This window comes from Haemophilus sp. HMSC061E01 (genome assembly GCF_001810345.1).
Lineage (GTDB): Bacteria > Pseudomonadota > Gammaproteobacteria > Enterobacterales > Pasteurellaceae > Haemophilus_D.
Window position 1 is genome coordinate 1 of the sequence record NZ_KV800997.1, and the last position, 25,032, is coordinate 25,032.

The following is a 25,032-nucleotide window of genomic DNA, read 5'->3' on the forward strand; positions in this document are numbered from 1 at the left end:
TGTGGTCTCGTTGAAAGATTGGGATGAGGCTTATACGCTTGCCCTTCAAGAGAACCCAAAACTCGCGGGTGAAATGCAAGGTTACCGCCAAGGTAAAATGAAAGGTGTTTCAACTGGGGGAGTGGTTCTAAGTGGTACGGGATTGGCGATGACTAAATCCATTGCTAAATTAAAAAATGGCACGATTGATGTAGCTCATTCAGGTATTAATGTCGCGAAGATAAAACCTAAAACTTGTTCTTTCCGTGGTGACATGGAAGTGAAAACCGAGCAAGGTTACAAGCCGATAGCATCTATTAAGGTCGGAGATAAGGTTTATGCGAAAAATGAACTGACAGGACAAATGACCTATCAGCGCGTACAAGCGCACTACAACAACCCGTATGATTTTACGGTATATGTAGAAGTGATTGATGAACAAGGCAAACATCAAACCATTGTTTCAAACAAAATTCATCCATTCTTTACCCGGGTAAATCAAGGTGAGCTAGTACCGAGTTCTGAGGGACATCACTACAACGGAGAAATCCAAAACGCTCAATGGGTAGATGCACAAAATCTGAAAGCCGGCTATAAGTTATTGTCAGAAAATAATCACTGGCAAATGGTGAAAGGTGTCACTATCAAGGCTGAGAAGTTAAGTGCATATAACCTGACAGTTGAGACTGACCACACTTACTTTATCAAAGGAGCGAATTCTGACCTTGATGGGGTGTGGGTGCATAATGATTGTTTCCTGGATATGCCAAAACAAAAAGTTAATAGTGCTAGCGTAGGGGATATTGTAAGAACACCAACAACTCATCCGGATGATTTCATTAAATTAAAAGGAGGTAAAAATTTTAAAAATAAATATACTGGTGAAATTTGGTCAGAAAGTCATACTTCTCACTCAGATAAAAATGGTGAGTGGAAAGTTGGATTAAAAGGGAATGCTCCAGAAGTAAGAAGAAAGATTACAATAGGTAAAAGTGATGGAAAAATCATTAAATTCGACAACAAATAGCGTTATATCTTTTAATAAAATAAATTTTAATAATTTTAGTAGTAGCCCAGGTTGGGTTGGCTACTTTTATGCAAGAGATCTTACTATGCAATCAGTAATACAAATGTCATCTAAAATGATAGAGTCCTTTTTTAAAGACTCTATCAATGATTTTTTTCTACTAACTGCATTAGCATATGATGATAGTGCTTCTATCCCTGAGTTTTCTGATTTAGAGATTTCTTATTATGAAAATGTTTATAATAAGGCTAAAGAAATGGGAGTATTAATCCCATATAATGGACTTATTGAAGATTTCTATGAAGATAATAAATATCCATTTCCAGCTAATATAATGTCATTGAGTTTTGATAAACAAGATATATTGAGTTTTTGTGAATTATCTATGGCTTATAAATATAATAAGGTGGTAGGAGATCATTGTTTTCTAGTTAATCCAAAATTAAAAATAGCATTATATCCGCATGAAGATATTGGGTATGGTTGCATTTCTTTAAGTGATGACTGTAGTAAGGCTATAGAATTCTTAAATTTTTGCTCAAAGGATGATAAGTTTGAGGTGGTTTTTTCTGAGAATATTAATCAGTTGGCGACTTCGAAAAACATGCTCAAAGAATGTTAAGTTAGTTAGACTAAAGATACCAGTACTGTTTGATACTTAAGGTGCATACAGTTTGAATTGGGACATAAAGTGCGGTTAATTTTCAAAGAGTTTTTAAACCTCTCAAAAATTGACCGCACTTGGCATAGAGGGAAATATGATAAAGCCAGCTGGAAATCATAAGTTAAATATAAAATAATTGAGGTTTGATAATGTTTTATTTGCTAGAAGAATATGAAAGTGAATTATTATGGTCTGGAGATATATTTAGAGTTTTTATTCGAGATAAGGGTGAGAATTATTATATAGATCAGGTTATTGATTTTATTATATTTGAAACAATGGATGCGGAAAGGTCTCTTGGGTTATTGTCTATATCCGGTTATAAGGCGGGGAAGATAGAGTTTATTTTTCCTAAAGAGGCTTTTAAAAAAGATTCAATTTATTCTTTAGATAAAAAATGGGTAGAAAAAAATATATATGATTATTTATATATAAATAAAGAGTGTGACAAAGTTTTTGTATCAAAAAATGATTCAATACTTCCATTCTAATAGCTAGAGTAAGCTATATTTAAACTTATACAAAACAAATTGTTGGATTAAAGTGCGATCAATTTTAAAAGAGTTTTAAAAATTCTCAAAATTTGATCGCACTTTTTAACAGATACGTATGCCCCGAGATAGCGCGCGTTTCCTAACGCGTGCTTATATCTAACTAAAAATAAAAAAAACTGAAATTATTCATAAAAATAGTGAAAATCTGAATCAAACGAAATCGATATTTTAGGCACGCGTTAGGAAATGCGCGCATCTTGGGGGAACAAATACCCAAAAATCACAGGCGGTGGATTCATTGCCTGAAGAGAGTAAGAACTGGCTAGGTTGGCGTTCAGAAAAACATTCTCGTGATGAAGAGATGTATTATACTGTCAAGAACGAACTTGATGCTTCTGAGAATTATAAAAATTCAGCGAATGGGAAAATAGCTTATTCAGTTAAGGATGGGTTGGAGGCAGGCTCTATGTTTGCTTTAGGTAGTGGAACTGCTGTTGTAAGAAGTGTTGCCCTCATGGAGAAAGCCGCCGCAACAGTTGGAGGTGAGGCTATTACTCTAGCTAATAAAGGGGGGCAAGTGTTACGTCTTGGCAAAGATGCGGCAACAAAAGCTTACATTGATGGTCAGATAAGATATGTTAATTTAGTTGATAAGGGAATTAAAGCCTACAATACCACTTTAACAAAAGCAGCAAATGCCTATATCAACGGACAGCTTGCGTATGCGGATGCTATTGCGAAAGGAGTTAATACAGCTAAAATAGCGGCACGAGAAGGTATTGAAGGAACTCGGGAATTAGTGAGTCAAGGGATTTATTATTCTTATCGACCAGCTGAGTTGGTTGTTGATACTGGGAAAGCTATAGCTTCAATGCCTAAACCATATAAGACAGCACTTGGTGTCAGTACTGGTGCAGGGGTCGCAGGTGAATCGTTTTATTATATGGATGGCTCGAAAAGTTTATCTAATCCAGCAGATGTTTTGGGCTCTGTATATAATGTTGGTGTAAATGCAGCTTATGATTCCGCTTTTTATACGGCAAACCCATTGCAATCTTTAGGACTTGATACATTGAAAGGGATTGCTAAAGATGGTAAAGGTGCTAACGATGCTTTTTATGATTCTGGTAAATCTAATAGCATATCAATGAGCATTGAGGGGTTAGGTAAAAAATTTGGTTTGAGTGATACAATGACTAAATTTATATCTTCATCAGTTAATAATGCTGTTGATTATAATAAAGAAAGCATAAATAGAGATAAGCCTTCTAAAGGAGAATAATGAAATTTATTATTACACTAATAAAAGTAGCTATAGTTTCTTTTTTAGCTACATCAATTTTTTATTTATTTGAATATATAGAATATGGAGGAGTACAGGATTTCTTCTCTTTTATAAAAAAATTTTATTTATATATACTTTTTATTGTTATATTAGGAATCTTAGGTAGGGAAAAAATAGATCATTGAATTTTAATGGATAGGTATTTCAGTAATATATCCAAAAGATTAAGTTTTCTGACGTTAGGTTTTTATTGGCTTTTAAATTTTTAGCTACCTAAAAGGTATATAATTTAAAATATCTAGATATAAAGTGCGGTCAATTTCCAAAGGGTTTTAAAACCTCTTAAAAATTGACTGCACTTTTTATTTTCAACGATATTTAAGTTGAGCAAACTTTATAATTTCACATCCAACTTCGCGTAAGCGCGCTCTACTTTTTCTAATGCTTTTTCTACGGAAACATCACGAGCAAGTAAGACACCTAAACGGCGATGGCCATTGACTTCGACTTTGCCGAAAATGCGAATATTGGTGTGCGGTTCAGCCAATACTTCGGTGATATTGCCAAATTGCACGTTTTTCGATTGACCTTCTACCACAATGGCTTTGGAAGCGGATGGGCTAATTAAGGTGATTTCTGGGATAGGTAAGCCTAAAATTGCACGGGCGTGTAAGGCAAATTCAGATAATTCTTGAGAAATTAGCGTGACCATACCAGTATCATGTGGTCGAGGGGAAACTTCATTGAAGATAACCTCATCACCACACACAAACATTTCCACGCCGAAAATACCGCGACCACCTAATGAAGTGGTGATTTTTTCTGCGACCTCTTGTGCTTTTTTCAAGGCTGCATCAGACATGGCTTGTGGTTGCCACGATTCACGATAGTCGCCATCTTCTTGACGATGGCCGATTGGCGCTAAGAAGCTGGTGCCATTAATGTGGCGAACGGTGAGTAAGGTGATTTCATAATCGAATTTAACAAACCCTTCTACAATCACGCGTCCTGCGCCTGCGCGACCACCTTGTTGAGCGTAATCCCAGGCTTTTTGTAAGTCGTCTTTGGATTTTAAAATACTTTGACCGTGGCCAGAAGAAGACATAATTGGTTTTACCACGCAAGGAATACCGATTTTTTCAACCGCACTTTGGAAGTCCGCAAAGTTATCGACAAATTGATAAGGTGAGGTTGGTAAGCCAAGCTCTTCGGCAGCCAAACGGCGAATGCCTTCGCGATTCATCGTCAGCTTGGTGGCTTTGGCGGTAGGCACAACATTAAAACCTGCTTTTTCTAATTCAATCAGCGTATCTGTCGCGATGGCTTCCACTTCCGGCACGATGTAATCTGGGCGCTCTTTTTCCACTAAGGTTTTGAGGGCTGCCCCATCTAGCATGGAAATCGTATAAGCGCGATGTGCCACTTGTTGTGCTGGGGCGTTTTCATAACGATCAACGGCAATCACTTCCACGCCTAAACGTTGTAATTCAATCACCACCTCTTTGCCCAGTTCACCAGAGCCAAGCATCATCACTTTAATAGCATTCGGGGTTAATGCTGTACCTAGGGTTGTCATGTTGTGTCCTTATTTTAAGAAAGATTCATCAAGTGCTAAATCGTCATTTTTATTAATCCCCACACCGCGAGCAATCACATTTTTAGCAATATCATGTGCTTCTTCTAAAGAATGCTCGGTGTAAGTTCCACATTGGTATTCGTTTAATTCAGGAATTTGGTTTTGATCTTGCACGGTTAAAATATCTTTCATAGAAGCTAACCATGCATCAGCCACTTGTTGCTCGTTTGGTGTGCCAATTAATGACATGTAAAAACCTGTGCGACAGCCCATTGGGGAAATATCGATAATTTCTACATTGTCATTGTTTAAATGGTCACGCATAAAGCCCGCAAATAAATGCTCAAGGGTGTGAATCCCTTTTGGTGGGAGAATTTCTTTGTTTGGAATGCAAAAACGAAGATCAAAAACGGTGATGTCATCGCCCTTTGGGGTACGCATGGTTTTGGCTACACGCACGGCAGGTGCGTTCATACGGGTGTGATCTACTTTAAAACTATCGAGTAATGGCATATTTATTTCCTTGAAAATCAGTGATTTGTAAATTAATTGCAAGTTTTTGTAAATTTTTTTACATTTTTTTACAATTTCTTTGAACTTTTCTTTTTAGCGTCGGTCTTATAGAACAAGCAACTTGCAGTTGTTTTAATAAAATTGGTTCCTTAGGTTATTTGCCCCTTACTCGATAAGGGGCGTTTTTTTATCTGTTGAATATTAATTCGTCTTTATTCTAGCCCACAACCAGGTTATGCACAAAGGCTATTCATGGCTATGACACGAAAGGTAAACTGAAAAAGAGCAAGGCAATATAACGTAGTCCTTTTCCAATCGTCATAAAAATCAAACAACTTAGCCAATTCAATCGAAGCCAACCGGCTACCGCACAAAACACATCCCCGATAATAGGCAACCAGCTCAATAATAGAGTGATGGCGCCATAGCGTTGTATTTTGTTTATCGCCCATAAAGTGCGGTCATTTTTGCTGTCAATTTTCGGAAACCATCGCCCAATCCAGTAAGTGGTGAGGCTGCCCAGTGTATTGCCTGCGGTTGCCAGAAAAACAAGCCAAAAAATATCCGCACTTAATAATGACCCGACCAATACTTTTGGGGCGGCAAGGGAAACAAACACAATTTCTGAATTACCCGGCAAGATGGTGGCACTTAAGAAAGCGCTGAAAAATATCAACCATAAGCCATGGGTTTGCCAAAAATCAACCAAAAAGTTGAAAGAGAAAATGTCCCACATTAGGCTCTAATAATCTCGCGCGTTCTGACATCAAACACATCCATCCCTGCACTTAGTCCTGCTTGCACGCCGAGATCAGCATCTTCAAAGACGATACAACGTGATGGTTCAGCTTTTGCCAGTTCTGCGCAGCGTAAAAAGGTTTCTGGATGCGGTTTATGTTCTTTCACATCATCTGCACTGACAATGGCGTTAAAGTAATGTTTGATGTCTAATTTTTGCATCAACATATCAATCATTTGGCGGTTCGAACCTGAACCAAGCGCAATTGGCTTTTGTTGATAGTAATGACGCACCACGTCAAAGGTTGGGAGTAATTTTGATTCTGTTGGAATCAATTCATAAGAAAGTTTGCGTTTTGCTTGTATCACTTCATTTAAATGCTCTTGTGGCATACCCGCATCTTGCATAATAGCAGAGGCGATAGTGCTTACGGTTGCGCCACCCAAATCATACATAATTTGGCTGTTAAAACGATAACCGAATTGTTCCCCTACCATACTCCACGCGCGGGCGTGCACTGGCATGGTGTCGATTAAGGTGCCATCCATATCAAAAATAAGGCCATCATATTTTTCAAAAAGTCTGTTATCTATCATTTATTGCTTTCCTAGTTAGTAAATTTTTTCACTTTGTTTCAATTTTGTGATCTGTGCACTGGTAATTTTATGAAATAGCGGTAAAGTTATCCTATCTCAAAAAGGAATGTTATGTCGTTACTCAAACAATTAACCCGTTGGAAAATTCGCGGTCAGATTGATCAGGACGTTATTGATATTATTCTGACTTTGCAAAGTCGCCTAGAGCATCATTGGCGCATTGATGTGTCCATTCCGACCGTCATCACACTCTTATTGCATATTGCCAACAGCCTTGCCCGCTTAAAACGAGGCGGTTGCGTTTCCCCGCTTCATCAATCCTTTTATGATGAAATGCAAAGTGCGGTCATTTTCCCTGATGTTTTGGAAATTCACCACGATTTGCTTTCTTTTATTCCACAAGAAATTCCCGAAGCCGAGCAGAGCTATTATCTCGCCAATATTTATAGCTTGCTGTTGGAGCAAGATAAAAAATAAGGGCATGGAAGCCCCTATTCTATCAGTTAAAAATCAAACTGAGTTCTAAATCTTTGAGTAAATTGCTTTCTAAGCGTAACTCATTCCACACTAATGGATTGTTATCCAAATAATGTTTCTCAAAGGTCAGTTCCCAAGTCTGTAAAGAGCGGTCAATTCTGAGGTTAATTTTATCCGTGCTATCTGTTGCTTGGCGAGATTTATTTAAAATCACCGAAATGCGTAAAAGAAGCAGTAAAACAAGGACATCTTCATCTGCATAACGAGCAAAAATCGGTAAATCATTCTTTTTAAATGCACCCGTATGATAACGAACTAAATTCACCAATAAGCGTTGCTGCTCGCGATCAAAACCCGGTAATTCCATATTTTGCAGAATATAAGCGGAATGTTTTTGCACATTTCGATGATTGATTACGATGCCTACTTCTAATAAGCGCGCTGACCAAATCAGTAGGTTTTTCATTTCATCAGCAAGATGCGGTTTTTGCCAATGGGTGTATTGATCAATTAAGGTTTTCGCACTATTTGCCACGCGATCGGCTTGCGCTAAATCTAAATTAAATTGTTCGGCAAGTCCTAATGCGGTACGTGTACGGATATCTGAAACTTGGAAGTTTTTTTCTAAGCTATAAATTACCCCTTCACGCAAAGCGCCGTCAGAATAGCGCATATTTTCTAAGCCAAATACGTCAAAAACAGCACTTAAAATGGCTAAGCCTGGCACAAAAACATCCACGCGATCAGGGTTTAATCCTGCAATATTGAGCTCTTCAAAATGGGAAGCTTGTAAGGTTCGCTCGATTAAATTTTGTAAGCGTTCAGCGGTGATGATGCCGTTCGGGTCAAGGGTTGCGGTAATCACTTGATAGACGGTTTTGATGGTGCCCGATGAGCCTAACACTGATTGCCACCCGAGTTTGCGATATTCCCAGCTTAAATCTTCAATTTTATTGACCGCACTTTGGCGAGCTTGCTCGAAGTTTTCTTTGGAAATTTGTCCATTCGGGAAGAATTTTTTGGCAAAGCTGACGCAGCCCATGTGGCGACTTTCCGCCACTAAAGGGGTGAAATCATCACCGATGATCATTTCGGTCGAGCCACCACCAATATCGATGACCAGTTTACGTCCGCTTTCGGGTTGAGTGTGGCAAACACCCGCATAAATGGTTTTGGCTTCAGTTTGACCGCTAATGATATTAATGGGATAAGGAAAAACAGCGGCAGCCTGACGTAAAAATTCGTCATTATTGACCGCTCTTCGTAAGGTATAAGTGCCGACGACATTCACATCTTTCGGCGCAAAGCCTTGTAAACGTTCAGCAAAAAGCGCAAGGCAATTTACACCACGCTCAATGGCTTCTTGGCTTAATACATTGTGCTCGTCTAAGCCGTCGGCAAGTCTCACTTTTTGTTTTAAACGAGAAAGCACCTGAATCGAACCATTGATAATCCGCGCCACAATCATGTGGAAGCTGTTTGAGCCTAAATCAATGGCGGCAATCTCCCGGGCCTCACCTCGATGATGAGGTTCTGCGAGTTGAGCCAGTTGCTTGTCGTTATGCATGTCCTTTCCTAAAATTCAAATTGATACAATAAATCAAAAACTTGGTTTGTACTGGAAACCGATTGGAAATAAAGTTGCGGCATTAAGCGGTAACGTAAAGTCACTTCGGCTAAGCCATCAAACAATCCTACACCGTATTTCACTTGTAAGCGTTTACCAATATTACCACTAACTTGTACTTTGGAGCTATCCCCAACACCGGCAGTGCCTAAGTTTAAGTCTTGAATACCAAAGGCTTCGCCAATACCGCCGACGACTTTACCACTTTTCGCTAAACCTAAACCGAGTAATGCCGCACCGACAGAACCACTAGAGCCTGCTTCACCGCTGTTTTCTAATGAGCGACCGGTTAATAAATAAGAAAGTGCCTGGTCTTGAGATTTGGCTGGATCAGAGAAAATCGTGACTTGTGGGCTAGATGCCATACCAATCACTTTTACCCCTGCGGTCACTTTACTGTCTTCCATGGCTTCTGGGTTACGAATCGCCTCAATATTTAACATCGGTTGTGAAGGTAAACCGGCGAAGCTGATTTGTCCTTTACGAATTAATAAGTCCTGTCCAAAAGAGGCATAACGACCATTTTTCAGGTTAATTTGACCGAATAATCCTAATTTGCCTTTATCCTGTTTCACCGAAAGTAAACCATCCAAATTCGTTTTTAAACCATAGGCATTTAAATGCACATCGTCGCCGATTTTAATTTTTAAATCAGATTGAATTTGCATACCAGATTTGGTTTCTGAAGCAAATTGGCGATTAATGAGCTCTTCTTTACTTTTTCTTGGGCCATTTAAAATGACTTCATCTTCACTCACTGGTTCAGCATTGTCCGGTAAGCTTTCAATAGCAATTCTTGCCCAAGGAATATCCACATTACCACTTAAATCTAAGAGTTTTGGTGACGCTTTGACAACCACATTCGGGCTGACTTTTAATTTCGCCATAGACGGAATATCGACTTTGAAGTTATCTGCTTGCGCTCTGACTTCTGCCGTCCAATTATTCATGTGCGCCCAGTTAGCTTGTCCATTAATATTGAGTTTGCTATCTGGTGTTTGAACATGACCATTTAAGGTTGAAGAGGTGCCATTAAAGCGAATTGCCACTTGGCCATCAGTCACATCAAAAGGCAGGCTTTTCAGTTTTGTTTTCACATTTCGAATGTCGAAATTGCCATTTAATAATGGTTTTTCTAAATTACCACCGAAACTTAAGCGTGAGACCACTTCACCATCTATGCTTTCACCGCTGGAGAAAAGTTGATTGGCTAAGGATAAACGTAGACCTTCAATAGTAAAGGTACCGCCTAATTGACGGCCTTTACTTAAATCATTAATTTTTAAGTCTGTGCCGATTCGACCTTGATTCTGAACGTTAATGTCTGATTTCAAGGTTAAATTGTTATTTTGAATATCGGCATTCACACTTAATTTAGGAATATCTAGCTTAAAGGTGCGGTAGTCTAATTTTTGTGCTACACCAATGTTATTACCTTCTACTGCCAAATTTAGTTGTAATGGTTTATCCGTGAACCATGCCACTTTACCTCGGCTTTGTAACTGGCCTTTGAGCGTGTCTTGTCCCATCAATTTATTCACTAAATCTAAATTAATACGTTTAAGCTCAAAAGGGACTTCGCCATTTTTCCCTGCCGTAAATTGTTGTGGAAAACACAGATCTAAATCTTGGTTAATCCAGCAGTGTGAACCAATGGTGGCTTGGATTTTTTTATTATCATAAGTCACCGGAATAGTTTGATTCACTTTAAAATCACCAATAGGTGAGTTTAGGCTCACTTGGCTTAAATTGCCTTTCCATTGCTGAGATGTGCGGTCAAAATTCCCCGCGATTTGTAAATCAGCTGCAACGGGCTCACCTTTTGATTTTAAGGTGAGCGTATGATGTTTTTCATCACCTGATGCATTCAAATCAATATTATGTAATTTGATGCTGTCACCATAACGGAAGTTTTCCGCTTTGACGGTAAGTTCACCTTTCACTTGTGGTTCACTGACAACATTACCTTTAATTAAGGCTTTGGATAAGTCTAATCCTTGGAAGTGCAAGCCTTGTGCCGTTAAATCAGTATTAATGGTTGGCGCAGTAAGTTTCCCTAAAATCTGTGCTTTACCAACTACGGAACCCGCTAAATCTTGCCATAGTCCACGTAAGCTTGGTGCGTTGATATCTAAATCTAAGTTTGATTTATCACCTAATATACCTTTTGCCGCAATGCGGTTATCGCCATAGTTCAGCAATAAATCAGGAATGTTTAATAAAGTTTCATTACTTAAAAAGACACTACCTTTCAAGCTTAATGGACGAGAGGAGAGGCTACCCGTTAAATCCACGGTAGGCACATCCACTTTCCAATGATTGGAATCTGCGGAACCTTGTGAGCTCACTTTGCCCGATAATACGGCTGGCATGGCAGGCACATAAGGACGAATGTTTATTTTGTTTAAATCAGCCGTCACATCCCATTGTGCGCCATCTTTCCAGTTTGAGGAACCCGTTAAACGTGCGGTACCATCGAGGGCAGCAAGTTTTAATTCGTTGAGGGTGACTTCGTAGAGTTTACCGTCTGCATTCAAATCAACGTGAGTATGAGGGATATGATCCATCCCCTCCACGCCACCAACAACTTCTGCGTGATAATTCAATAAATCGCCTGTGAGTTTGATATCAACATCGTTAATTTTGAGCGGTGCTAGGCTGTCTGCAAAAGCATATTGACCTTTTTTTGCTTTTAACTGCAGATTTAATGGCATTTTATCTTCGGCCAGTTTCACATCACCCGTTAAGGTGGCATCAAGCACCCCCTGTGTGGTTAACGAAAGTTCGGTCGTTTTTTTCAAGGAGCCCGATAAATTGAGATCAACTTTGCTGGCAGGCAGAATGGTTTTGTCTTTTGATTTAAATGCTTGGAGATCAGATTTTAATGTGAGATCAACTGGAAAATCGTCATTGAGCTGGAGTTGCCCTTGGCTAGAAAGTGTACCAAGAGAGCTGTCAATGTCGAGTTTTTGTAATTTCACTAAATGATCGGTGGCATCTGCTTGCAATTCCACTTTAGGCACAGTGATTTTTTGGATTTCTTCGCCTTTTTCATTGAGCGATTGATATTGCCAGTTTGTACCCAAAAAACTTGGAATGTGCATATCAAAAGGCAAGTTCACCGCATTTAAATTACCTAAAAAAGCCGGTGTGAGTGTTTGCTCAATTTGCGCCCAATCAACGGGTTTAGCGGGTTCTTTTTTCTCAGGTTGAGGTGTATTCGGTTGAGTTTGGGAGACAGTTGAGAAAAGCACGTCTGAAAGCCTGGTGGGCTCAAGGGTAAGGCCAGATTCATTGTTTAAACTGATCGCACTTTGAAAAGACGAAAACGTAATATTGCTTTGATCGAGTTTCATATCAAAGTCAGTAATCGCCACATTTTTCACTTGCACAGAAACCGGTAAATGGATTTTTTCCATTGGACCACTTTCCGTTTGTTTCTCTTCAGAAGGTGGCATGACACTGGTATCAATGGCAATTTTCGGCTGCGTTAAGCTGAGATCATCAACAATAATATCACCCGAAAGTAAACGAGCTAAATTCAGTTGTAATCGCGTTTTAGGGAGTGCCACATCTACGCCGGTTGTTTGAAAACGTAAATTTTCTAAGACTAAACCATCTTGTAAGCCACCGCTGACTTGCTCAATAGATAAGCTATCGAGCATTTTATCGGCGAGTTGAATAAGTGCACGTTGTCCACTATCAAAAGACAGTGCTGTGACTAAGCCTAAAACAGGAATAAAAATGACCGCACTTCCGACACATAAAATTTTACGGCAGGTCTTTTTCTTTTTAACGGGTTGTGTGGTTTGGTTATCTGGTTGTGTTTCTTGTTCAGACATAGTCATACCCTAAATTTCAGCACCTAAGCCAATGTAAAATTGAATGTTTTTGCTGTTATCTTTATCTCGAATTGGCGTTGCAATATCAAATTTGATGGCGCCAACTGGCGATGCCCAGCGCACCCCTACACCTGCACCATAACGCAATTCGGTTGCTTTGTAAGAGTTAGCCGCCAAGCCTGTGTCTGCAAACACTGCTCCCCACCAATTAGGGTAAACTTGATATTGATATTCAAGGCTACCTGTTACTAAACGAGAGCCACCAACTAATTTCCCCTCTTTATTTTTCGGTGAAATTTTCTTATAGCCATAACCTCGCACGCTGCGATCGCCCCCTGCAAAGAAACGTAGTGCAGGTGGAATTTTTCGAATATCAGGCGTATTTAAATAACCAATTTCTGCACGGGTAATAAAACGGTGATTTTCTGCGTACGTACGAATCCAGGCGGTAGAGGCTTGAACTTTAAAGAAATTAGCATCGGACATCCAAAGCTTATTCCCTAAATCAACCGTGATTTTTTGGGTATCTCCCCATGTTGGGAATTGGCCACCTCTTAAACGGGTGCGGCTAAAGCCTCCAGTTGGATAAACCAGGAAGGTTTTATCGGTGAAATCAGCTTGTGTGTAGCTGTCATAACGGACACGAAGACCCGCAAAATATTGCCAACCCTCGCTATTATTCCAATAACGTAATGCAGCGAAAGTGAGGGCTTTGGTATCTGTATCGTTTTTATTTTCTTTTTCATAACCTGTTGAAAATTCATAATAATAATTTAATGGATTTTTCAACAATGGCATTTTATAGGTGGCTTCAAAGTTTTGTTTTGGCGCAGAGACGTAAAGATTTGTACGGAAACTATGGCCTCGGCTATTGATCCAAGGTTTTGTCCAACCAATTTGGACATGAGGGCCCGTATCGGTTGCAAAACCTACCCCAAGCTCCATTGAGTTTTTCTTACGTGGATAAAGTAAAAGTTCGATATCGACTAATTTATCTTCTTCGCGGACATGAGGCTGTAAAAGCACTGAGCTAAACCAGTTGGTAGAAGAAAAATCGTTAGTTAATTCAGATAAATCGCTGACTAAATAAGGATCGCCCGATTTAATGTTGAGCATATTTTGCAAATAGTCTTCGCGAATTTGGGAATGGTTGAATGTGATGTTGCCGTAATGATAACGCACGCCACTATCAAACAGCATACGCCACCATGCTTCATGGGTTTCAGGGCTGATTTCTAAGCGAGAAATTTGGAATTTTCCGTCAAGATAACCACGAGCAAGGGCAAGGTTTGAAATGCTGCTTTTATAGTCATCATATTTTTGATGCTCAACTAACTCACCTTGTTTTGGCAAGTTTTTACGGAGTGCCGTGAAGTTTTCATCTTCTGCGGCTTCGCCTGTAATTTCAACGTCTGTTCCTGCAATTTTACTTGGCTCACCTGGGGTGACATTCGCAATAAGTAAATCTCGTTGACCTTTACGTTTTTTCAATTCAAAGGTCACGGAAGAACCATAATAACCAAAGACTCGAAGGCCTTTATCGACAGCATCTGAAACTAATTGTTTATAACGATCTGAGCCGTCCATCTCACCTTTATCAATGAGATTGACATTCATGTCAGTATTGCGAATGGCGCGCTCGCCCTTAATACCGCGGATCTCAATATCTACGGTTTGTTCTGCAAGGGCTGAAAAACTCATCCATCCAAGCAAAAGTGCGGTTATTTTTAACGAAATTTTTTTCATTTTATTACAAGCTAAACTTTAAGAAGATCCACATCAAACCGCCTTAGTTTACCCATAAAATAAGGGGATTACCAACGCAATTATGGATGGGATTTGAAATTGTTATATGCGTGTGAGCGTTAATACGACAATGCGATCAAAGAAAGAGTTTCCTTTGCTTTGAAAAAAATAGTGATTGTTCTCTTTATTCAGACATTTAACCAAAATGTAACCGGGCCATCATTGGTCAGCGTTACTTGCATATCTGCTGCAAATTGTCCGTTGGCAACAGTGACTTTTTCTGCACATTTTTGTGAAAAATACTCATACAATTCGTTAGCCAATGCTGGTGCGGCACCTTTTGAGAAACTTGGTCGTAAACCTTTTTGCGTGTCTGCAGCTAGGGTGAATTGTGATACTACAAGCACTTCACCACCGATTTGTTGCACATTTAAATTCATTTTGTCATTTTCATCGCTGAAAATACGGTAATTTAATACTTTCTCGGCAAGTTTATCCGCCTTGGCTCGGTCATCTTCTTTTTCTACGCCTAATAAAACCAATAATCCCTTGCCGATTTGACCCACAATTTGGCCTTCAACTTCTACTTTTGCTTGTGTCACACACTGAATTAACGCAATCATTTTACTTCCTCTAAATTTGTTTGATTCGTTGACCGCACTTCTGCAAGCACTGCGGCTAATTGCGCACCCAATAACACTACTGTCCAGCTGATTTGAATCCACAATAACATGATTGGCAGCGTCGCCATGGCACCATAAATTAATTGATAAGACGGGAAGGTGGCGATGTACCAAGTAAAGGCTTGTTTTCCTAAAGTAAAGAAAATTGCCGCAATTAATGCACCTGCTGCAGAATGCTTGATGCTCACTTTCTTATTTGGCACGACCATATAAATGAGCGTGAAGATAAACCAAGTAGAAAGAAATGGCACAAAGCTGAGGAGTTTTAAGCCAAAAGAGAGCGTTTCCGATTGCTCGAACATCGCTTTGACGTATGAACTTGCGGCAATGCTGGTACCGATTAAAAGCGGGCCAAGCGTTAAAATGAGCCAATAAATAGCAAATGACGTAAAAATCGGGCGATTACTGGTGTCTTTCCAAATGCCATTGAGTGTACGGTCAATGGAGTTAATCAGCATTAATGCCACTAAAATCAAACTCACAATCCCCACGGCGCTCATTTTCTTTGAATTATGGACGAATTCATCAATATATTGTCCCACAACATCACTAGCGGAAGGAGCGAAATTGGTGAAGATGAATTCTTTCAATGCGCCAGTTACTTCGTTAAAAACGGGAAAGGCGGAGAAAATTGAAAACACCACCATAATTAATGGCACGATAGCGAGCATGGTGCTGTAAGTGAGTGAACCGGCGGCTTGCGTTAATTTATTTTCTTGAGAACGCTGCCAGAATAATGCGAGAAAAGACGTTAAGGTCATTAGAGCAAGCCTCCGCAACAATGTTTAAATTTCTTCCCTGAGCCACAAACACAAGGCTGTTTATTGCTTGGGAGCGGCACAGTGGGATCAACAAAATACCAACGACCATCGATTTTTACAAAAAGAGAATATTCGTGATGCACACAAGGCTGTTCATTGCCTTGAAAATGTGCTTTAAATTCAACCGCACTTTGTGTTTTGGTTAGGGTTTCTGCTTTGACAATATCTAAACCGAGCCATTGCGTTTCATCAGCCCAATCTTGCAGGGCTTTTTCATCTAATAACGGTTGTTGGCTTGGCACAGTGGTTTGCACGATATAAGGAATATTTTTGAGCACAAACGCGGAATAGCGGGAACGCATAAGTTGTTCCGCTGTTTCTGGAAACAGATTGCCTGAGTGAAAGCGTCCGCAACAATCTTCGTAAGAAAGCGAAGATTGGCACGGACAAAGTGCGGTCGTTTTACCCGACATTTTAGCCCGCCTGCTGTAAATTACGTAATTGTGAGTTAACAGAACGTTTAAACGCTGGTGCTAATTCCTCAATGGCTAAGGCTTCTTCTAATTCTGCGACACTTGAAGGAGCCGAAAGTAGCGTGTTTAAACGACGAATAGTCCATTCTGGATAAGGACGGTGTTGCAAGATGAGTTCATCGCCTTGATGAATTTCACCTTCTTCGATCACGCGAACATACCAACCTGTCCAGCCAGACTGACGAATTACCTCTCTTGTATTCTCATTCTTGGTATTATGAGATAAACGTTCGCAAGGTTTACGTGGTTGAGACACTTCTAAAAGCGTGGTGCCAATTTTGTAACGATCGCCTATGCAGACATTATCTTCATGTAAGCCGGATACCACAAAGTTTTCACCATAAATCGCGCTACCGTGAAAATCAAAGTTTTCACCAAGTAGCTCGTTTAAAGCGTCGAAAGACACATCAGACATAAAAAACAAGGCTTTATCAACACCACCGTGATGGGCTTTTAAGCCCACATCGTTACCTTCAGCACCCAGCGTGTGTACTTTTACCATCGGTACCGGTTTTTTACGGATAGCACTTTCATATGAGCTACCATCAGGGAACGTTAAGGTTTCGATCAATCCTGTTTTAATAATAAGAATTTTTGCGTTTGACATCTATTTTTCCTGCTTTGAGTTAGTTTTGAGAAATTATACCGTAAAATCACTTAAATTTTGACCGCACTTCGTTTTTTCCTTATTATTCGTTTAAATAAAACCAACAAAACAAAGGAATCTTTATGCAATATTCTCTCGCGCGTACCGAACAAGGTCAAACCCTTGGTATTACCGCAAAAATGGCAAACCGTCATGGTCTGATCGCTGGGGCGACAGGGACGGGGAAAACCGTAACATTACGTAAAATGGCGGAAGCGTTCAGTGATGATGGCGTGCCGGTCTTTTTAGTGGATGTAAAAGGCGATTTGTCCGGTTTAGTCAAAGCGGGGACATTCAGTGGCAAAGTGGCGGAACGCATTGAGCAATTTGATTTAGGTGGCGAGAGTTATTTAAATGGCTATCCTGTGTCATTTTGGGATGTATTCGGTGAAACCGGTATTCCACTTCGTACCACGATTTCTGAAATGGGACCATTATTACTTTCCCGTTTATTAAATTTAAATGCAACCCAAGAAGGCTTATTAAACCTCGTATTCCGTGTTGCAGATGACAAAGGCTTGTTACTCATAGACTTAAAAGATTTACGTGCAATGCTTAAATTTGTAGCAGAAAACGCCAAATCGTTCCAAGTAGAATACGGCAACGTATCAGCCGCGAGTGTGGGTGCGATTCAACGTGCCTTACTGACCCTTGAAAATGAAGGAGCGACCAATCTTTTTGGTGAACCTGCATTAAATCTTGAAGATTGGTTACAAACCCGTGATGGTCGTGGTGTGATCAATGTTTTAAATTCTGAAAAATTAATTAATTCCCCAAGAATGTATAGTGCGTTCTTGCTTTGGTTGATATCTGAATTATTTGAGCAATTACCGGAAGTTGGCGATCCAGATAAACCAAAATTTGTGATGTTCTTCGATGAAGCTCACTTACTCTTTGATGGCGCACCAAGCGTGTTGGTGGACAAAGTGGAACAAGTGGTTCGCTTGATCCGTTCTAAAGGTGTAGGGATTTATTTTGTAACCCAAAACCCATTAGATTTACCGGATACCGTGTTAGGGCAATTAGGTAACCGTGTCCAACATGCGTTACGTGCCTTTACGCCACGTGATCAAAAAGCAGTGAAATCTGCGGCAGAAACGTTCCGTTCTAATCCTGCTGTTAATGTGGTTGAAACCATTTCAACTTTAGGTGTGGGCCAAGCATTGATTTCATTCTTAGATGAAAAAGGCATGCCAACGCCAGTTGAAGTGGCGTATGTTTATCCGCCGAAAAGCCAACTAGCACCGATTACTGAAGAAGAGCGAGCTGCTTGGGTGAAAGACGATGATCTTTATGCTTTCTATAAAGATTACGTGGATAATGAGTCCGCTTTCGAAGTATTAAATGCTCAAGCGGATTTAGCGGCAGTACAACAAAAACAAGCCGAACAAGCGCAACAAGAGGAAGAAAGCGGTTTATTCGGTAGCTTAAGCCGTATGATTTTTGGAACACAAAAACGTGGGGATAAACTTTCTCCGACAGAACAAATTGTGAATAGCGTGGCAAAATCAGTGGGTCGCAATATTCGTAATGAAGTGACCAAACAAATCATGCGTGGTATCTTAGGCGCATTGAAAAAATAACGAAAATTTGACCGCACTTTGCGGCAAGAATGATAAAAAGGAGATTATTATGTCTGATGTATTTCACTTAAACCTGACTAAAGCACAATTAAAAGGTGCTACACTCGCTATCGTACCAGGGGATCCTGCGCGTAGCGAACGTATTGCTAAAAAACTTGATAACCCTGAGTTTCTTGCAAGTACACGTGAGTTCACTTCTTGGTTAGGTTATTTAAATGGTCAACCGGTGGTGGTGTGTTCAACCGGTATTGGTGGCCCTTCTACATCTATCTGTGTGGAAGAGCTGGCTCAGCTTGGTGTGCGTACATTTCTACGTATTGGCACAACAGGTGCGATTCAACCGCATATTAATGTGGGCGATATTCTTGTTACAACGGGTTCAGTTCGTCTTGATGGTGCAAGCCGTCACTTTGCGCCAATTGAATATCCCGCAGTGGCAAATTTTGAATGTACCACGGCACTTTTCAATGCGGCTAAAGAAAAAGGTATTGAGCCATTTGTAGGAATTACCGTCTCTTCAGATACCTTCTATCCAGGTCAAGAACGTTATGATACCTACAGCGGTAAAGTATATCGTGATTACCAAGGCTTGTTAAAACAATGGCAAGATCTCAATGTGATGAACTATGAGATGGAATCCGCAACATTATTCACGATGTGTAATGCCCTTGGCTTACGAGCTGGTATGGTGGCAGGTGTGATTGTGAACCGTACACAACAAGAAATTCCAAATGAAGCTACTATGAAAGATACGGAAGAAAAAGCAGTATCTGTGGTGGTGGAAGCAGCAAGAAAATTGTTAGCGTAATGTTTAAAAGGCGTTTTTAATTAAAACGCCTTTATTTTTTCATCATATTAAAACAAGTGAATTCCGCTCACCTCTGAAAATATTTTTATCTCAATATTCAAATTTTTCTCAAAATGCTACAAAAATGTGATGTACGTCACAAAATTTAGTCTCCTTTTTCATTAAAATTCTAAGCATTATCTTTACTAGAAAGGATTCATTATGAGCAGTACAACAAATCTTTCATCAAGAATGAATGGTATGAATAGTAGTTATTCAACTGAAATTAAAAGTAAATATTTAAAATATCAGCTTCATTCTCTTATCGGTGTTTTTATTGGTTACATGTGTTACTACATTGTCCGTAATAACTTCGTACTATCCACTCCCTATCTGGCAGAAAAATTAGAGCTTTCTAAGACGCAAATTGGTTTACTGACATCCTCTTTGCTGATTACATATGGGTGTAGTAAAGGCGCAATGAGTATCTTGGCAGATAAAGCTAATCCTCGCTACTTTATGGCTTTAGGGCTTCTTCTTTGTATTCTTATTAATATTATGATGGGGTTCTCAACAAGCTTCTATTTATTCGTAGGATTAGTCATTTTATTAGGGGTATTCCAGGGAATGGGGGTAGGTCCTTCAATTATTACAGTTGGATATTGGTATCCACGTAGCCAACGTGGGCGAGCAAGTACAACTTGGAATGTATCACATAATTTAGGTGGTGGTATTGTGGCTCCTATTGTAGGTGCTAGTCTTGCTTATCTCGGTTCTGAACAATGGGAAATTTCTACTTATGTTGTACCGAGTATCATTGCCTTAATTGGTGTTTTCCTTGTGTTATTTTTTGTGAAACGCCGTCCTGCTGAAGAAGGATTGCCAACTGTTGAGGAAATGTATAACGAAGAAACGGTTAATACAAAATTAAAAGGTCATTTATCTGAAAAGCCAGAAAACATGACTGCATTCCAAATTTTTTATAAATTTGTCGTTAAAAACCCTAATTCTTGGTATCTCGTTGGTGTTGATATTTTCACCTATATGGTTCGTTTTGGTATGTTAACCTGGATTCCGCTTTATCTTCTTAAAGAAAAAGGTCTTACTAAAACAGATATGGGCGCTGCATTTATGATTTTTGAATGGGCAGCTATTCCATCAACGCTCATTGCTGGATGGTTAATTGATAAATTTTTCCGTGGAAAAATTATGTATTTACCAATGATTTGTATGACGATTGTTTTCTTCTGTGTATTCGGCTACATGAACTCAGAATCTATTTTTGCCATTATTTTATTCTCTGCAATAGTTGGGTGTTTGGTCTATATTCCTCAGTCTATGGTTGCAGTACAAGCAATGGAAGTTATTCCTAGTTTTGCATTAGGATCAGCAGTAGGGTTACGTGGATTTATGAGTTATATTGTTGGTTCTACATTTGGTACAACATTGTTTGGTTTTGTTGTAGATAAATTTGGTTGGAGTAGTGGATTCTATACCATCATGTGTGGAGCGGTGATGTGTTTCATTTTCTGCTATTTATCTCACCGTGGCTTGCAAAAAATTCTTAATATGCAATAAACAAAAAAAGGCGTTTTGAATTAAGACGCCTTTTTTATTGAACATTAACTATTTGCCCTTGCAAAAGCAGCCGCTTCAGCGACTAATTGGTCATCAGGTCGAACCCCAGTGTAGAGCTCAAATTGTTCGACGGCTTGTAGCACAATTACTTCTGCACCAGAAATAGTTTGTTTACCTTGCTGTTGAGCAAATTGGATAAATGGTGTTTCAGCAGGAACCGCCACCACATCAAAAGCGGTTTGAGCTTGTTGAATAAGATTTTCAGGAAAGGCGAGATCGAATTCTTCTTTTCCACCTTTCATCCCAATTGGCGTAACGTTGACTAAAATGTCTGCCGATTGAGTATCTAAAGATGGGATATATTCATAGCTATAAAGTGCGGCTAAATTTTTACCTGTTTTTTCATTTCGGGCAAAAATCTTCAGATGCTCAAATCCACTGTTTTTAAAGGCCGCAACGACGGCTTTAGCCATACCACCACTGCCTTGTACAATCACGCGACTATTTTTATCTAATTGATATTCTTTGATAAGTTTAACAATGGCAATATAGTCGGTGTTGTAAGCTCGAAGAAAACCTTGCTCATTCACAATGGTATTCACAGACTGAATGGCTTGTGCAGAAGGGGAGATTTCATCTAAAAATGGCATGCAGCTTTCTTTAAAAGGCATCGAAACGGCACAACCTCGAATGCCAAGTGCACGAATGCCTTTGACTGCACTTTCAATATCTGTGGTGGTAAAGGCTTTATAGATAAAATTAAGCCCGAGTTTTTGATACAGATAGTTATGGAATGTCGTGCCAAAATTGCCTGGTCTGCCAGAAAGGGACATGCAAAGTTGAGTGTCTTTGTTAATCATATTTTGGTCTTAAATATTCAAATTTATATCATCATCAATAAAATATTGATTCATTTCAAAAGCTGGTTTTGCTTCTTTGTCTTTGCCAACAATGCGAGCAGGTACCCCTGCAGCAGTGGCATATTCAGGCACAGGTTGAAGTACAACAGAGTTGGCACCAATTTTGGCATATTTACCCACTTCGATATTGCCGAGAATTTTTGCACCTGCTCCAATCATCACACCTTCTCGTACTTTTGGATGGCGATCGCCGGATTCTTTACCTGTACCACCAAGGGTAACACCTTGCAAGATAGACACATCATTTTCAATCACTGAGGTTTCACCGACGACAATACCGGTAGCATGGTCAAACATAATGCCGTGCCCAATTTTGGCGGCAGGGTGAATATCCACATCGAAAGCCACTGAAATCTGATTTTGTAAATAAAGTGCGAGTGCTTTTCGATTTTGATTCCACAAATAATGGGTAATGCGATAGCTTTGAATAGCGTGAAAACCTTTTAGATAAAGCAGTGGGGTAGACCATAATTCCACCGCTGGATCGCGGTGGCGCACGGCTTTAATATCGCAAGCGGCACAATCAATGATATTGGGCTCGGCTTGATAGGCCTCTTCAATAATTTCACGCAGCGAAATTGCGGGCATGATAGGGTTAGCCAGTTTATTCGCTAGTAAATAACTCAAGGCACTGCCAAGATTTTGATGTTTTAAAATAGTGGAATGGAAAAAGCTTGCGAGCATTGGTTCGCATTCTGCTAATTCTTTTGCCTCTTGGCGAATGTGTTGCCATACTTCTAACGTCATTTTTTCTCCTTATTCGCCTTTTCGTTCACGACCTAATAAGCTCAGTGCCACTTCTTGTGCACTTTTACCACAAAAGAGCATTTGGTAAATCTGTTCTGTAATCGGCATTTCCACGCCTTGTCGTTGTGCTAATAAATAGGTTTCTTTGGTGTTATAAAACCCTTCCACTACCTGACCAATTTCATCCATGGCTTGTTGGCTATCGGTACCTTTACCAAGCATTAAACCAAATCGGCGGTTACGGGATTGGTTATCGGTACAAGTGAGCACTAAATCACCTAAACCAGACATACCCATAAAGGTTTGCGTATTGGCGCCCATGGATACGCCTAAGCGAGTAATTTCCGCAATCCCACGGGTAATCAATGCCGTTCTGGCATTGGCACCAAATCCCATGCCATCCGAAATACCCGCACCAATTGCTATCACGTTTTTAATGGCACCCCCTAATTGAACGCCAATCATATCTTGGTTTACGTATACCCGAAAATGCTGACTACAATGAATTCGCGCTTGAAATTCTAAGGCAAACTTTTCATTACGAGAGGCAAGGGTAATCGCTGTTGGCAAACCTTGAGCCAATTCTTTCGCAAAAGTAGGACCGGAAAGCACAGCGGTTGGGATTGCTTTACCTAAGGTTTCTTCCACTACTTCTTGTAGTAATCGGCCAGTGTTGCGTTCTAATCCTTTGGTTGCCCAAATTAAACGATGATCAGGTTTTAAGTGCGGTCGAATTTTTAACAGAATTTCACCGAAAGCATGGCTTGGCACCACAATTAAAATGTCTTTCGATTGCTCAAGGGCTGTTTTCAAATCCAATTCTAAATGCAAACTTTCTGGAAATTCAATATCAGGTAGAAAACGGCGATTTTGACGTTCCTGTTGCATTTGATTAATGTGCTCGGGATTGTGCCCCCAAAGATAGGTTGGAGAGCCATTGCGAGAAAATGAGATAGCGAGTGCTGTTCCATAAGAACCGCAACCAAGAATGGTAATTGGAGATTGGGATGGGTTCATTTCAATCACCTTTAAAATAAAAGGGCAGACGGTATCGCCTGCCCTTATCACAATTAATGTTGGGTTTCCTGATTTTCTTCCGCTTCGGCTGCTGCTTGCTGCTTGTTCATGTAATCAATGAACAACGCATCGAAGTTTACTGGAGAAAGGTTTAATGCCGGGAATGTACCGCGATTTACTAAGTTAGAAATCAATTCACGTGCATAAGGGAAAAGCATATTTGGGCATTGAGATGTTAAGCAGTGTGCCATTTGAACATCTTCTAAACCGCTGATTGTAAATACGCCAGCTTGTTTTACTTCACAAATAAACGCCACATCACCAGAGTCTTCCATGGTGGTTTCTACGTTGATGTTTAACGTGACTTCGTATAAATCTTCACCCACTTGAACGGCTTCAGTGCTTAAATCAAAGCCGAGTTTTGGTTTCCATTCTTGGTGGAAAATATGAGGAAGATTTGGTGCTTCAAAAGAAACATCTTTTACATAAATACGTTGAATTTGAAGTACTGCTTCTTGTTGCTCTTCAGCTGCTACTTCAGGTTGTTGATTTTGTTCAGACATAGAGGATCCTTACTTATGTTTTTTTACTAATGGTAAATTTGCACCCGCCCAAGCCGCTAAACCGTCTTTTAACACATAAACTTTTTCAAAGCCTTGTTTGGTTAAAAGTTCTGCGGATGTAGCAGAAGAAACACCGTTAACATCCACAATGATAAGCGGTTTTTCTTTGTGATGTTCAATTTTGCCTACATTTTGATTTTTAATTTCAGTTGGAAGCAAGTTGACGCTACCAATGATATGGCCGCGTTGGAATTCATCAATAGGGCGTAAATCAATCACCACGGCTTCTTCATCGTTCATTAAGCGAACCGCTTCAGGGTTGGTGATGACGCGATATTTTTGTGTCGCACTTTTAAAAAAGGTGAAAAGTGTCATAAAAAGGACAGCAAACCATGCGATCGTTAAAAAAGTGTGTTTTTGAGCAAATTCAATTGCTTGAGGAATAAATTCTTGCATGTTGTTCTCAACTTAATTTTGATAATGAATAAGAGTTTATCTTCAGATGAAATAAGGCTTTAAGTATAACCGCACTTTAGTTATCTTTCAAAAAAATTATCAAGGAAACGCAACGTTGGCGAAAGCTTATACAATCGGATCAATAAAAATGTGATCGGGATCATAAATATCTTATCTTTGTGTTTATTCTACG

General features: G+C 39.7%; 25 protein-coding genes. 9 read left to right on the forward strand and 16 right to left on the reverse strand.

All coding sequences use genetic code 11. From position 1 onward, the window contains the following. From HMPREF2732_RS09945 to HMPREF2732_RS00220, 5 genes are all read left to right on the forward strand, one after another. The coding region (locus tag HMPREF2732_RS09945) for an HINT domain-containing protein (RefSeq protein ID WP_261673752.1) at positions 1-1,006 on the forward strand (1,006 nt) is incomplete at its 5' end. Then, a complete protein-coding gene (locus HMPREF2732_RS00205; protein ID WP_070589881.1) occupies positions 975-1,628 on the forward strand; it encodes a hypothetical protein in 654 nt (217 codons plus the stop codon). The genes HMPREF2732_RS09945 and HMPREF2732_RS00205, both read left to right, overlap by 32 nt. A gap of 191 nt (positions 1,629-1,819) precedes the next feature. Beyond that, positions 1,820-2,161, forward strand: a complete 342-nt coding sequence (gene imm45 / locus HMPREF2732_RS00210) for an Imm45 family immunity protein (RefSeq protein WP_070589886.1) — start codon at positions 1,820-1,822, stop codon at positions 2,159-2,161. Positions 2,162-2,462: 301 nt separating this feature from the next. Next, positions 2,463-3,446 (forward strand): hypothetical protein, encoded by a 984-nt coding sequence (locus HMPREF2732_RS00215; protein WP_070589894.1) that lies wholly within the window; start codon positions 2,463-2,465, stop codon positions 3,444-3,446. Further along, positions 3,446-3,634, forward strand: a complete 189-nt coding sequence (locus HMPREF2732_RS00220; protein ID WP_049368180.1) for a hypothetical protein — start codon at positions 3,446-3,448, stop codon at positions 3,632-3,634. The genes HMPREF2732_RS00215 and HMPREF2732_RS00220 overlap by 1 nt, the downstream gene beginning before the upstream one ends. Before the next feature lie 209 nt (positions 3,635-3,843). On the opposite strand, the gene purT is transcribed toward HMPREF2732_RS00220, so the two are convergent. From purT to HMPREF2732_RS00240, 4 genes are all read right to left on the reverse strand, one after another. Next, complete coding sequence (gene purT / locus HMPREF2732_RS00225; RefSeq protein WP_049368181.1) at positions 3,844-5,025, reverse strand: formate-dependent phosphoribosylglycinamide formyltransferase; 1,182 nt, start codon at positions 5,023-5,025, stop codon at positions 3,844-3,846. A 9-nt stretch (positions 5,026-5,034) separates the two neighbouring features. Beyond that, positions 5,035-5,538 (reverse strand): S-ribosylhomocysteine lyase, encoded by a 504-nt coding sequence (gene luxS / locus HMPREF2732_RS00230; RefSeq protein ID WP_005694994.1) that lies wholly within the window; start codon positions 5,536-5,538, stop codon positions 5,035-5,037. 256 nt (positions 5,539-5,794) lie between these two features. Then, positions 5,795-6,274: a YqaA family protein gene (locus tag HMPREF2732_RS00235; RefSeq protein ID WP_070589897.1), complete on the reverse strand. Its 480-nt coding sequence runs from the start codon at positions 6,272-6,274 to the stop codon at positions 5,795-5,797. After that, positions 6,274-6,873, reverse strand: a complete 600-nt coding sequence (locus HMPREF2732_RS00240; protein WP_070589900.1) for a beta-phosphoglucomutase family hydrolase — start codon at positions 6,871-6,873, stop codon at positions 6,274-6,276. The genes HMPREF2732_RS00235 and HMPREF2732_RS00240 overlap by 1 nt, the downstream gene beginning before the upstream one ends. Positions 6,874-6,984: 111 nt before the next feature. On the opposite strand from HMPREF2732_RS00240, the gene HMPREF2732_RS00245 reads away from it, so the two are divergent. Then, positions 6,985-7,350 carry a hypothetical protein gene (locus tag HMPREF2732_RS00245; protein ID WP_049364267.1) on the forward strand — a complete coding sequence of 122 codons (366 nt, stop codon included), beginning with the start codon at positions 6,985-6,987 and terminating at the stop codon, positions 7,348-7,350. A 22-nt stretch (positions 7,351-7,372) separates the two neighbouring features. On the opposite strand, the gene ppx is transcribed toward HMPREF2732_RS00245, so the two are convergent. The 7 genes from ppx to HMPREF2732_RS00280 all read right to left on the reverse strand — a co-directional run bounded on the left by ppx (position 7,373) and on the right by HMPREF2732_RS00280 (position 17,149). After that, positions 7,373-8,917, reverse strand: coding sequence for an exopolyphosphatase (ppx, locus tag HMPREF2732_RS00250; protein WP_070589906.1), 1,545 nt, complete (start codon positions 8,915-8,917; stop codon positions 7,373-7,375). 8 nt (positions 8,918-8,925) lie between these two features. Next, positions 8,926-12,825: an autotransporter assembly complex protein TamB gene (locus HMPREF2732_RS00255; RefSeq protein ID WP_070589911.1), complete on the reverse strand. Its 3,900-nt coding sequence runs from the start codon at positions 12,823-12,825 to the stop codon at positions 8,926-8,928. 3 nt (positions 12,826-12,828) lie between these two features. Then, on the reverse strand, positions 12,829-14,565 hold the full coding sequence (locus HMPREF2732_RS00260; RefSeq protein WP_070589917.1) for an autotransporter assembly complex protein TamA: 1,737 nt from the start codon (positions 14,563-14,565) through the stop codon (positions 12,829-12,831). A gap of 188 nt (positions 14,566-14,753) precedes the next feature. Further along, a complete protein-coding gene (dtd, locus tag HMPREF2732_RS00265; protein WP_070589921.1) occupies positions 14,754-15,188 on the reverse strand; it encodes a D-aminoacyl-tRNA deacylase in 435 nt (144 codons plus the stop codon). Next, positions 15,185-16,009: a virulence factor BrkB family protein gene (locus tag HMPREF2732_RS00270; RefSeq protein ID WP_070589924.1), complete on the reverse strand. Its 825-nt coding sequence runs from the start codon at positions 16,007-16,009 to the stop codon at positions 15,185-15,187. The genes dtd and HMPREF2732_RS00270 overlap by 4 nt, the downstream gene beginning before the upstream one ends. Further along, positions 16,009-16,482 (reverse strand): YchJ family protein, encoded by a 474-nt coding sequence (locus HMPREF2732_RS00275; RefSeq protein ID WP_070589930.1) that lies wholly within the window; start codon positions 16,480-16,482, stop codon positions 16,009-16,011. The genes HMPREF2732_RS00270 and HMPREF2732_RS00275 overlap by 1 nt, the downstream gene beginning before the upstream one ends. Position 16,483: 1 nt before the next feature. Continuing rightward, on the reverse strand, positions 16,484-17,149 hold the full coding sequence (locus tag HMPREF2732_RS00280; RefSeq protein ID WP_070589937.1) for an MOSC domain-containing protein: 666 nt from the start codon (positions 17,147-17,149) through the stop codon (positions 16,484-16,486). A gap of 122 nt (positions 17,150-17,271) precedes the next feature. Between HMPREF2732_RS00280 and HMPREF2732_RS00285 the strand changes: the two genes are divergently transcribed. The 3 genes from HMPREF2732_RS00285 (at position 17,272) to HMPREF2732_RS00295 (ending at position 21,136) form a co-directional block, all read left to right on the forward strand. Beyond that, on the forward strand, positions 17,272-18,771 hold the full coding sequence (locus HMPREF2732_RS00285) for a helicase HerA-like C-terminal domain-containing protein (protein WP_070589940.1): 1,500 nt from the start codon (positions 17,272-17,274) through the stop codon (positions 18,769-18,771). 49 nt (positions 18,772-18,820) lie between these two features. Continuing rightward, complete coding sequence (gene udp, locus HMPREF2732_RS00290; RefSeq protein ID WP_070589945.1) at positions 18,821-19,579, forward strand: uridine phosphorylase; 759 nt, start codon at positions 18,821-18,823, stop codon at positions 19,577-19,579. A 201-nt stretch (positions 19,580-19,780) separates the two neighbouring features. Then, positions 19,781-21,136, forward strand: a complete 1,356-nt coding sequence (locus tag HMPREF2732_RS00295; RefSeq protein ID WP_049365067.1) for an MFS transporter — start codon at positions 19,781-19,783, stop codon at positions 21,134-21,136. 44 nt (positions 21,137-21,180) lie between these two features. Here the strand turns inward: HMPREF2732_RS00295 and HMPREF2732_RS00300 are convergent, their stop codons facing one another. The 5 genes from HMPREF2732_RS00300 to HMPREF2732_RS00320 are packed head-to-tail and all read right to left on the reverse strand — an operon-like array spanning position 21,181 to position 24,839. Beyond that, positions 21,181-21,996: a shikimate 5-dehydrogenase gene (locus tag HMPREF2732_RS00300; RefSeq protein WP_070589948.1), complete on the reverse strand. Its 816-nt coding sequence runs from the start codon at positions 21,994-21,996 to the stop codon at positions 21,181-21,183. A 9-nt stretch (positions 21,997-22,005) separates the two neighbouring features. Then, positions 22,006-22,803 (reverse strand): serine O-acetyltransferase, encoded by a 798-nt coding sequence (gene cysE, locus HMPREF2732_RS00305; RefSeq protein WP_005697979.1) that lies wholly within the window; start codon positions 22,801-22,803, stop codon positions 22,006-22,008. 9 nt (positions 22,804-22,812) lie between these two features. Next, entirely contained in the window at positions 22,813-23,820 is a 1,008-nt protein-coding gene (gene gpsA, locus HMPREF2732_RS00310; RefSeq protein ID WP_070589950.1) for an NAD(P)H-dependent glycerol-3-phosphate dehydrogenase, read from the reverse strand. A 53-nt stretch (positions 23,821-23,873) separates the two neighbouring features. Then, positions 23,874-24,383 carry a protein-export chaperone SecB gene (gene secB, locus HMPREF2732_RS00315; RefSeq protein ID WP_005695013.1) on the reverse strand — a complete coding sequence of 170 codons (510 nt, stop codon included), beginning with the start codon at positions 24,381-24,383 and terminating at the stop codon, positions 23,874-23,876. 9 nt (positions 24,384-24,392) lie between these two features. Next, entirely contained in the window at positions 24,393-24,839 is a 447-nt protein-coding gene (locus tag HMPREF2732_RS00320) for a rhodanese-like domain-containing protein (RefSeq protein WP_005695015.1), read from the reverse strand. Positions 24,840-25,032: the final 193 nt, after the last annotated feature.

Excerpts from the sequence above, each read along its gene's own strand:
- HMPREF2732_RS00205 (WP_070589881.1), top strand. The coding sequence starts at position 975 with ATGGAAAAATCATTAAATTCGACAACAAATAGCGTTATATCTTTTAAT.
- imm45 (WP_070589886.1), top strand. The coding sequence starts at position 1,820 with ATGTTTTATTTGCTAGAAGAATATGAAAGTGAATTATTATGGTCTGGA.
- HMPREF2732_RS00220 (WP_049368180.1), top strand. The coding sequence starts at position 3,446 with ATGAAATTTATTATTACACTAATAAAAGTAGCTATAGTTTCTTTTTTA.
- purT (WP_049368181.1), bottom strand. The coding sequence starts at position 5,025 with ATGACAACCCTAGGTACAGCATTAACCCCGAATGCTATTAAAGTGATG.
- luxS (WP_005694994.1), bottom strand. The coding sequence starts at position 5,538 with ATGCCATTACTCGATAGTTTTAAAGTAGATCACACCCGTATGAACGCA.
- HMPREF2732_RS00235 (WP_070589897.1), bottom strand. The coding sequence starts at position 6,274 with ATGTGGGACATTTTCTCTTTCAACTTTTTGGTTGATTTTTGGCAAACC.
- HMPREF2732_RS00240 (WP_070589900.1), bottom strand. The coding sequence starts at position 6,873 with ATGATAGATAACAGACTTTTTGAAAAATATGATGGCCTTATTTTTGAT.
- HMPREF2732_RS00245 (WP_049364267.1), top strand. The coding sequence starts at position 6,985 with ATGTCGTTACTCAAACAATTAACCCGTTGGAAAATTCGCGGTCAGATT.
- ppx (WP_070589906.1), bottom strand. The coding sequence starts at position 8,917 with ATGCATAACGACAAGCAACTGGCTCAACTCGCAGAACCTCATCATCGA.
- HMPREF2732_RS00255 (WP_070589911.1), bottom strand. The coding sequence starts at position 12,825 with ATGACTATGTCTGAACAAGAAACACAACCAGATAACCAAACCACACAA.
- HMPREF2732_RS00260 (WP_070589917.1), bottom strand. The coding sequence starts at position 14,565 with ATGAAAAAAATTTCGTTAAAAATAACCGCACTTTTGCTTGGATGGATG.
- dtd (WP_070589921.1), bottom strand. The coding sequence starts at position 15,188 with ATGATTGCGTTAATTCAGTGTGTGACACAAGCAAAAGTAGAAGTTGAA.
- HMPREF2732_RS00270 (WP_070589924.1), bottom strand. The coding sequence starts at position 16,009 with ATGACCTTAACGTCTTTTCTCGCATTATTCTGGCAGCGTTCTCAAGAA.
- HMPREF2732_RS00275 (WP_070589930.1), bottom strand. The coding sequence starts at position 16,482 with ATGTCGGGTAAAACGACCGCACTTTGTCCGTGCCAATCTTCGCTTTCT.
- HMPREF2732_RS00280 (WP_070589937.1), bottom strand. The coding sequence starts at position 17,149 with ATGTCAAACGCAAAAATTCTTATTATTAAAACAGGATTGATCGAAACC.
- HMPREF2732_RS00285 (WP_070589940.1), top strand. The coding sequence starts at position 17,272 with ATGCAATATTCTCTCGCGCGTACCGAACAAGGTCAAACCCTTGGTATT.
- udp (WP_070589945.1), top strand. The coding sequence starts at position 18,821 with ATGTCTGATGTATTTCACTTAAACCTGACTAAAGCACAATTAAAAGGT.
- HMPREF2732_RS00295 (WP_049365067.1), top strand. The coding sequence starts at position 19,781 with ATGAGCAGTACAACAAATCTTTCATCAAGAATGAATGGTATGAATAGT.
- HMPREF2732_RS00300 (WP_070589948.1), bottom strand. The coding sequence starts at position 21,996 with ATGATTAACAAAGACACTCAACTTTGCATGTCCCTTTCTGGCAGACCA.
- cysE (WP_005697979.1), bottom strand. The coding sequence starts at position 22,803 with ATGACGTTAGAAGTATGGCAACACATTCGCCAAGAGGCAAAAGAATTA.
- gpsA (WP_070589950.1), bottom strand. The coding sequence starts at position 23,820 with ATGAACCCATCCCAATCTCCAATTACCATTCTTGGTTGCGGTTCTTAT.
- secB (WP_005695013.1), bottom strand. The coding sequence starts at position 24,383 with ATGTCTGAACAAAATCAACAACCTGAAGTAGCAGCTGAAGAGCAACAA.
- HMPREF2732_RS00320 (WP_005695015.1), bottom strand. The coding sequence starts at position 24,839 with ATGCAAGAATTTATTCCTCAAGCAATTGAATTTGCTCAAAAACACACT.